The organism is Kineococcus glutinatus, assembly GCF_039542765.1.
Taxonomy (GTDB): Bacteria; Actinomycetota; Actinomycetes; order Actinomycetales; family Kineococcaceae; genus Kineococcus_A; species Kineococcus_A glutinatus.
Genome location: NZ_BAABIL010000495.1, coordinates 1 through 7,063, shown reverse-complemented (window position 1 = coordinate 7,063; position 7,063 = coordinate 1). Strand labels below are relative to the sequence as shown.

Annotated in this window: 8 protein-coding genes; 7 read left to right on the top strand and 1 reads right to left on the bottom strand. The window is 76.1% G+C overall.

All coding sequences use genetic code 11. The features are described from left to right. The first annotated feature begins 156 nt into the window (after nt 1–156). The 5 genes from ABEB16_RS17000 (at nt 157) to ABEB16_RS16980 (ending at nt 3,941) form a co-directional block, all read left to right on the top strand. Nucleotides 157–537, top strand: a complete 381-nt coding sequence (locus tag ABEB16_RS17000; RefSeq protein WP_345713412.1) for a DUF3499 domain-containing protein — start codon at nt 157–159, stop codon at nt 535–537. Between the two features lie 96 nt (nt 538–633). After that, nucleotides 634–918 carry a hypothetical protein gene (locus tag ABEB16_RS16995; protein ID WP_345713411.1) on the top strand — a complete coding sequence of 95 codons (285 nt, stop codon included), beginning with the start codon at nt 634–636 and terminating at the stop codon, nt 916–918. Nucleotides 919–1,024: 106 nt separating this feature from the next. Beyond that, nucleotides 1,025–2,533 carry a phosphomannomutase/phosphoglucomutase gene (locus tag ABEB16_RS16990; RefSeq protein WP_345713410.1) on the top strand — a complete coding sequence of 503 codons (1,509 nt, stop codon included), beginning with the start codon at nt 1,025–1,027 and terminating at the stop codon, nt 2,531–2,533. Next, the gene (locus ABEB16_RS16985) at nt 2,533–2,760 is read left to right on the top strand and encodes a Trm112 family protein (RefSeq protein WP_345713409.1); all 228 of its coding nucleotides are present in this window, start codon (nt 2,533–2,535) and stop codon (nt 2,758–2,760) included. The genes ABEB16_RS16990 and ABEB16_RS16985 overlap by 1 nt, the downstream gene beginning before the upstream one ends. Further along, nucleotides 2,757–3,941, top strand: coding sequence for an SIS domain-containing protein (locus tag ABEB16_RS16980; RefSeq protein WP_345713408.1), 1,185 nt, complete (start codon nt 2,757–2,759; stop codon nt 3,939–3,941). Before ABEB16_RS16985 ends, ABEB16_RS16980 begins: the two co-directional genes overlap by 4 nt. 23 nt (nt 3,942–3,964) lie before the next feature. Here the strand turns inward: ABEB16_RS16980 and ABEB16_RS16975 are convergent, their stop codons facing one another. Continuing rightward, on the bottom strand, nt 3,965–4,915 hold the full coding sequence (locus ABEB16_RS16975; RefSeq protein WP_345713407.1) for a DUF808 domain-containing protein: 951 nt from the start codon (nt 4,913–4,915) through the stop codon (nt 3,965–3,967). 197 nt (nt 4,916–5,112) lie between these two features. On the opposite strand from ABEB16_RS16975, the gene ABEB16_RS16970 reads away from it, so the two are divergent. Together ABEB16_RS16970 and ahcY are read left to right on the top strand one after the other, a co-directional pair. Next, entirely contained in the window at nt 5,113–5,529 is a 417-nt protein-coding gene (locus ABEB16_RS16970) for a hypothetical protein (RefSeq protein WP_345713406.1), read from the top strand. Nucleotides 5,530–5,549: 20 nt separating this feature from the next. Further along, the gene (gene ahcY, locus ABEB16_RS16965) at nt 5,550–7,055 is read left to right on the top strand and encodes an adenosylhomocysteinase (RefSeq protein WP_345713405.1); all 1,506 of its coding nucleotides are present in this window, start codon (nt 5,550–5,552) and stop codon (nt 7,053–7,055) included. Nucleotides 7,056–7,063: the final 8 nt, after the last annotated feature.

Here is a 7,063-nt window from a genome sequence, read left to right as displayed (position 1 = left end):
GCCGCGCTCCGCTCACGGGCGCAGGTTACCGGGCGTCGCGGTGCCCGGCGGGCAGCCCGGCACCGCCAGCGCGGCGCTCCCGCCGCGCCCCGACCGGAGGACCCCACCGCTCCGGGGTGCTCGGCAGCAGCCGCCACCTCGGGTACCGTCGCGCTCGTGTCTGGTGGTCGGAGGTGCTCGCGCACCGCGTGCGGGGCGATGGCTGTCGCCACGCTGACGTACGTGTACTCCGACTCCACGGCCGTCCTCGGCCCGCTGGCCACCTACGCGGAGCCGCACTCCTACGACCTGTGCGCCGACCACGCCCGCCGCCTGACCGCCCCCCGGGGCTGGGAGGTCGTGCGCCTGGTCCCGCAGGACGGCACCTCGCCCGTGCAGCCGCACGACGACTGGCTGGCGCTGGCCGACGCCGTGCGCGAGCCGCTGACCGCCGCGGCCGACGAACCCGCCGCGGTGCCCGCCGCGCGCCGCGGGCACCTGCGGGTCCTGCGCGACTCCGGGGCCGCCGGCCACGGGGGCACCCAGCCCCGGCGCTGAGCCGCACCGCACCCGCCACCCGGCCGGCCGCTCAAGTGCGGCCCCCCTCCTGCCGATGGGGTGGGGACCCGCAGCTGCCGACGCCGGAGGACCCACGTGCCCGCCACGCCCAGCACCAGCACCGCCCGACGCCCGCGCCGCACCCGCACCCCCCGCACCGCCCCGCCGCTGGGCTCGCTCACCCAGCCCGAGCACCGCGACACCGCCCTCGGCTGCGGTGCCTGCGGCAGCCCGCGCGTCACCCGGCTGTCGATGTCGCTGGCCGACGGCACCCCCGTCACGTTCGTCTCCTGCCACGTCTGCGAGGAGCGCTCCTGGCACGGCAGCGGTGGCGCGCTCAGCGTCGACGCCGTGCTGGACCGCTCCCGCAAGCAGGGCTGAGGCACCGCCGCGCCCCCGGGCCCGCCGCGTCCCGGGGCGCGGCGGGCCGTCCCCGGAGCGGGAGAGGGCGCCCCGCCCTCGCGGCGCGGGCCGCTACGCTCCGGACGTGCCTCCCGCGCTGACCTCCGTCATCAAGGCCTACGACGTCCGCGGCACGGTCCCCGACCAGCTCGACGCCACCGTCGTGCGCGCCATCGGCGCCGCCTTCGCGGACGTGGTGGTCCTGCCCGAGCAGCCGGCCGGCGACCGCCGCGCGGTCATCGGCCACGACATGCGCCCCTCCTCCCCGGAGCTGGTGCGCGCCTTCGCCGACGGCATCGCCTCGCGCGGGGTGGACGTCGTCCTCATCGGGCTGGCCTCCACCGACGGCCTCTACTACGCCAGCGGCGCGCTCGGCGTCCCCGGTGCGATGTTCACCGCCAGCCACAACCCCGCGCGATACAACGGGATCAAGATGTGCCGGGCCGGGGCCAGGCCCGTCGGGCAGGACTCCGGCCTCTCCGCGATCCGGGAGCTGGCGCAGTCCTGGCTCGACGCCGGCCAGGTCCCCGTGCCCGCCGCCACCACGCCCGGCTCGATCACCGAGCGCGACGTGCTGGCCGACTACGCCGCCCACCTGCGCTCCCTCGTCGACCTGTCCGGCATCCGGCCGCTGAAGGTCGTCGTCGACGCGGGCAACGGCATGGCCGGGCACACCGTGCCGGCCGTCCTCGGCACCGCGGCGGGCCTGGCGGGGCTGCCGCTGGAGGTCGTGCCGCTGTACTTCGAGCTGGACGGCACCTTCCCCAACCACGAGGCCAACCCGCTGGAGCCGGCGAACCTGCGCGACCTGCAGGCGGCGGTGCCCGCCCACGGGGCCGACCTCGGCCTGGCCTTCGACGGCGACGCCGACCGCTGCTTCGTCGTCGACGAGCGCGGCGAGCCCGTCAGCCCCAGCGCCGTCACCGCGCTGGTGGCCGAGCGGGAGATCGCCAAGGAGTCCGCCGCGGGCCGCACCGCGGTGGTCATCCACAACCTCATCACCTCCCGCGCCGTGGCGGAGATCGTCACCGAGCGCGGCGGCACGCCGGTGCGCACCCGGGTGGGCCACTCCTTCATCAAGGAGCGGATGGCCGCCGAGGGCGCCGTGTTCGGCGGGGAGCACTCCGCCCACTACTACTTCCGCGACTTCTGGTCCGCCGACACCGGCATGCTGGCCGCCCTGCACGTCCTCGCCGCCGTCGGCGAGCAGGAGCGGCCGCTGTCGCAGCTCGGGGCCCGCTACGAGCGCTACGTCGCCTCCGGTGAGATCAACTCCACCGTCGCCGACGCCGCCGCCGTCAGCGCCTTCGTCGTCGACGTCGTCACCGCCGAGGCCCGCGCCCGCGGGGAGGACCTCGAGGTGGACCGCCTCGACGGCGTCACCGTGACCCACCCGGGCGGGGAGGCGGGGCCGATGTGGTGGTTCAACCTGCGCGCCAGCAACACCGAGCCGCTGCTGCGGCTCAACGCCGAGGGCGCCGACGCCGCGACGATGCAGCGGGTGCGCGACCGCGTCCTGGCCCTCGTCCGCGGTGAGGACGCCGGCTCCCTGCCGGTGCCGGCGGGCGCGGCCGGGGCGGAGGGCGCATCCTGATGCAGGGCTGGGTGCGCGACGTCCTGCGCTGCCCGGTGTGCCGCGGTGGGCTGCGCGACGGCTCGCCCGGCCCGGACGGCGGGCCCGCGCAGCTGGTCTGCACCGGCACCTGCGGCAGCACCTACCCCGTGGTGGACGGCATCCCCGTCCTCCTCGCCGACGAGGCGCGCCCACCCGGCAGCGGTCCGGGCGGTGCGCCACCGATCCCGGGAGGGAGTGAGCGGTGACGGTCGACGACGCGCTGCTGGACGACGCGGAGGCGCTGGCGGCGGCCGACCGCTCCGCCGTGCTGCGCACCCTGGCCACCGCGGGGGCGCAGGTGCGCGAGTCCGCGGCCCTGGCCACCGACGCCGGCATCGCGCGGCTCGCCGAGGAGGGCCGGCCCCGTGCCGTCGTCGTGGCGTCCCTGGGGGGCTCCTCGGTCGTCGCGGACGTCCTCACCGCGCTGGCCGGGCGGGCCTGCTCGGTGCCCGTCGTGGTGCGCCGCGGCGGGCCGCTGCCGGCGTGGGTGGGCCCCCTGGACCTCGTCATCGCCGTCTCGCTGTCCGGGCGCGCCGCCGGGCCGCTGGCGCTGGCCGCCGAGGCCGCCCGCCGCGGTGCGCGGGTGGGCGGCGACGCGGCGGACGGCTCCCCGCTGGCCGAGGTGGGCTCGCGCGGGGGCAACGTCCAGGTCGGCGTGGCCCGCGGCCCCCGCTGGGACGAGACCGCCGCGCAGCGCACCTCCCGAGGCGCGCTGTGGTCGCTGCTGGTGCCCGTGCTGCTGGCCGCCGACGCCCTGGACCTGGTGCGCACCCCGCTGCCCGTGCTGGCCGAGCTCGCCGCCCGGCTCGACGACGAGGCCGAGGCCTGCCGCCCGGCGTCGGAGGCGTTCGTCAACCCCGCCAAGACCCTCGCGCTGGAGCTGGCCGGCAGCGTCCCCGTCGTCCTCGCCGACGGGGACCTGACCGCCGCCGCGGCCGCCCGGGCCGCCTCGATGCTGGCCCGCACGGCGCGGGTGCCGGCGGTGCGGGGCGCGCTGCCCGACGACGCCAGCGAGGTCGTGGCCTCTTTCGGTGGGCCGCTGGCCGCGCCGGGCGGTGAGGACGTCTTCGCCGATCCCTTCCTCGACGCGCCCGCGGGCCCGCGGCTGCGGCTGCTCCTGCTGCGCGACGCCCCCGGCACCGAGGTCGACGCGCTGCCCGGTGTGCACGGGGAACCGGTGCGCGCCGTGGTGGAGGCGGTGGCCGAGACCGCCGCCGAGGCCGGGGTGCGCACCAGCGAGGTGGTCGCCGACCCCGGTCAGCCCGTGGTGCGGCTGGCCCAGCTCATCGCGCGCACCGACTTCGCCGCCGCCTACCTGGCCCTGGCCTCGGGGATCGACCCCGCCGCGTCCCCGCACGTCGCGGACCTGCGCAGCCGGCTCGGCTGACGAGGCGGGGGCGCGGGCTCCGGCTAGTGCGACCCGCCCGCGGCCCGGGCCTGGCGCCGGTGCAGGGTGAGGTTCAGGACGGTCGCGACGAGCGCGCCGACGATCAGCCCGAGGACGGCGCTGGCCAGCGTGTTGACGAGCCAGCCCAGCAGGCCGCCGAGGGACCCGGTCGCCTCGTGCACCGCCTCCTCCGCGTGGTGCACGGCGCCGTAGAGGGCGTGGAAGCCGAGGTCGTCCGTCCCCACGAGCAGGATGTGACCGCCCACCCACAACATCGCGGCGGTCCCGACCACGGTGAGGGCGGTGAGGAGCTTGGGCATGCCCTTGACCAGGCCGCGGCCGAGGGCGGCCACCGCCTTGCGGGGCAGCGCGGACAGGCGCAGCCCGACGTCGTCCATCTTCACGATCAGGCCGACGACGCCGTAGACCAGGACGGTGATCGCAATGCCGACGACGGCGAGGATCACCGCCCGGGACAGGAACGGCTGGTCGGTCACCTCGTTGAGCGCGATGACCATGATCTCGGCGGAGAGGATGAAGTCGGTGCGCACGGCCCCGGCGACGATGGTGTTCTCGTCGGGCGCCGCCGCCTCGTCGGTGCCGTGGCCGTGGCCGTGCCCGCGCAGCTTGTGCCAGACCTTCTCCGCGCCCTCGAAGCACAGGTAGGCGCCGCCGACCATGAGGATCGGCGTGAGCAGGAACGGCAGGAACTGGCTGAGCAGCAGCACCGCGGGCAGGATGATCAGCAGCTTGTTGCGCAGCGAGCCCAGGGCGATGCGCCGGATGATCGGCAGCTCGCGCTCGGCGGCCAGCCCGTGCACGTACTGCGGCGTGACGGCGGTGTCGTCGACGACGACACCGGCGGCCTTCGCGCTGGCCCGCGCGGCGGCGACGCCGACGTCGTCCACCGAGGCGGCGGCGGCGCGCGCCAGCACCGCCACGTCGTCGAGCAGGGCCACGAGTCCACCGGGCAAGGTGGTTCCCTTCCGTCGGGTCAGCTCTCCACCCGACCGGATCGTCGTCCGGTCGGCACACGTCCTACCCCCGATGGTGCCGCCCACGGGTGTCCCGCGCGACCGCCGGGTCCGGGACCCACCCGGTCGGGTCCCGCGGGAAGGATCCCCGCCGGACCCGTCGTTGCGCCGGGGGACACCCGGCGCAGGGAGGTGGCGTGGCGTTCGTCCGGCTGGCGTTCTTCCCGGGGGCGACCCGCGAGCACTTCGCGGCGGTCGAGGCCGCCGTCGGCGATGTGGCGCCCCCACCGGCGCGGCGGCTGTTCGCGGCGGGTCCCGTCCCCGGCGGGTGGCAGGTCGTGCAGGTGTGGCGGACGGCGGCGGACCTCGAGGAGTTCAACCGCACCGTCTACCTCCCCGCGCTCCGGCGCCTGGGGGCACCGCCGTGGCCGCAGCCGCCGCAGGTGACCGATCTCGAGGCCGCCGTGCTGCTGCCGGAGGAGTACCCGCCCCCGGCGGACGCGGGTCCGGCCGTCGCCGGGAAGGATCCCGGCGGGGCCCGCGGTTACAGTGGAGGAGACCCGGCGCAAGGGGACGCCACGGCCGAGAGGGGCCGCGCCGGTCCGACCCACTGACCCAGTGCGAGAGGACACCCATGCCCACCGAGAGGCCCACCCACGTGGCCGCCACCGACGGCCGCCCCGACTTCCAGGTCGCCGACCTGTCCCTGGCCGGGGCCGGCCGCCACGAGATCCGCCTGGCCGAGCACGAGATGCCCGGCCTGATGTCCCTGCGCGCGGAGTACGCCGACAGCCAGCCGCTGGCCGGCGCCCGCATCGCCGGCTCCCTGCACATGACCGTGCAGACCGCCGTGCTCATCGAGACCCTCACCGCCCTCGGTGCGCAGGTCCGCTGGGCCAGCTGCAACATCTTCTCCACCCAGGACGCCGCGGCCGCCGCCGTCGTCGTCGGCCCGGGCGGCACCGTCGACGCCCCGGCCGGCTCCCCGGTCTTCGCCTGGAAGGGCGAGACGCTCGAGGAGTACTGGGCCTGCGCCGAGCGCATCTTCGACTGGGGCGCCGGTGACGACGGGCAGCCCCTCGGGCCGAACATGATCCTCGACGACGGCGGCGACGCCACGATGCTCGTCCTCAAGGGCGTGGAGTTCGAGGCCGCCGGCGCCGTGCCCGCCGCCACCGAGGACGACTCCGAGGAGTACGCCCTCGTCCTGGAGCTGCTGCGCCGCTCCCTGGCCGCCGACCCGCAGCGCTGGACCCGCACCGCCGCCGGCATCAAGGGCGTCAGCGAGGAGACCACCACCGGCGTGCACCGCCTCGTGGAGTTCCACCGCGCCGGCGTGCTGCCCTTCCCGGCGATCAACGTCAACGACGCCGTGACGAAGTCCAAGTTCGACAACAAGTACGGCACCCGCCACTCCCTGATCGACGGCATCAACCGCGCCACCGACGTCCTCATCGGCGGCAAGGTCGCCCTCGTGGCCGGCTACGGCGACGTCGGCAAGGGCTGCGCGGAGTCGCTGCGCGGGCAGGGCGCCCGGGTGCTGATCACGGAGATCGACCCCATCTGCGCGCTGCAGGCCGCCATGGACGGCTACCAGGTGGTGCGCCTGGACGACGTGGTCGACCAGGTCGACATCGTCGTCACCGCCACCGGCAACAAGGACATCGTCATGGCCTCGCACATGGCGCGGATGAAGCACCAGGCGATCGTCGGCAACATCGGCCACTTCGACAACGAGATCGACATGGCCGGCCTGGCGCGGGTGCCGGGCGTGGAGCGGGTGGAGGTCAAGCCGCAGGTGCACGAGTGGCGCTTCCCCGCCGACGGCGAGCGCCCCGCGCACAGCATCATCGTGCTCAGCGAGGGCCGCCTGCTGAACCTGGGCAACGCCACCGGGCACCCCAGCTTCGTGATGTCCAACTCGTTCTCCAACCAGACCATCGCGCAGATCGAGCTGTTCACCCGCGCGGAGGACTACCCCGTCGGCGTGCACCTGCTGCCCAAGCACCTCGACGAGAAGGTGGCCCGCCTGCACCTGGACGCCCTCGGCGTGCAGCTCACCGAGCTGACCAAGGCGCAGGCCGACTACATCGGCGTCGACGTCGCGGGCCCGTACAAGCCGGACGCTTACCGGTACTGACCCCGGGC

What these genes read in the sequence shown, in the direction of transcription:
- ABEB16_RS16985 (WP_345713409.1), top strand. Translation starts at nt 2,533, where the DNA reads ATGCAGGGCTGGGTGCGCGACGTCCTGCGCTGCCCGGTGTGCCGCGGT.
- ahcY (WP_345713405.1), top strand. Translation starts at nt 5,550, where the DNA reads ATGCCCACCGAGAGGCCCACCCACGTGGCCGCCACCGACGGCCGCCCC.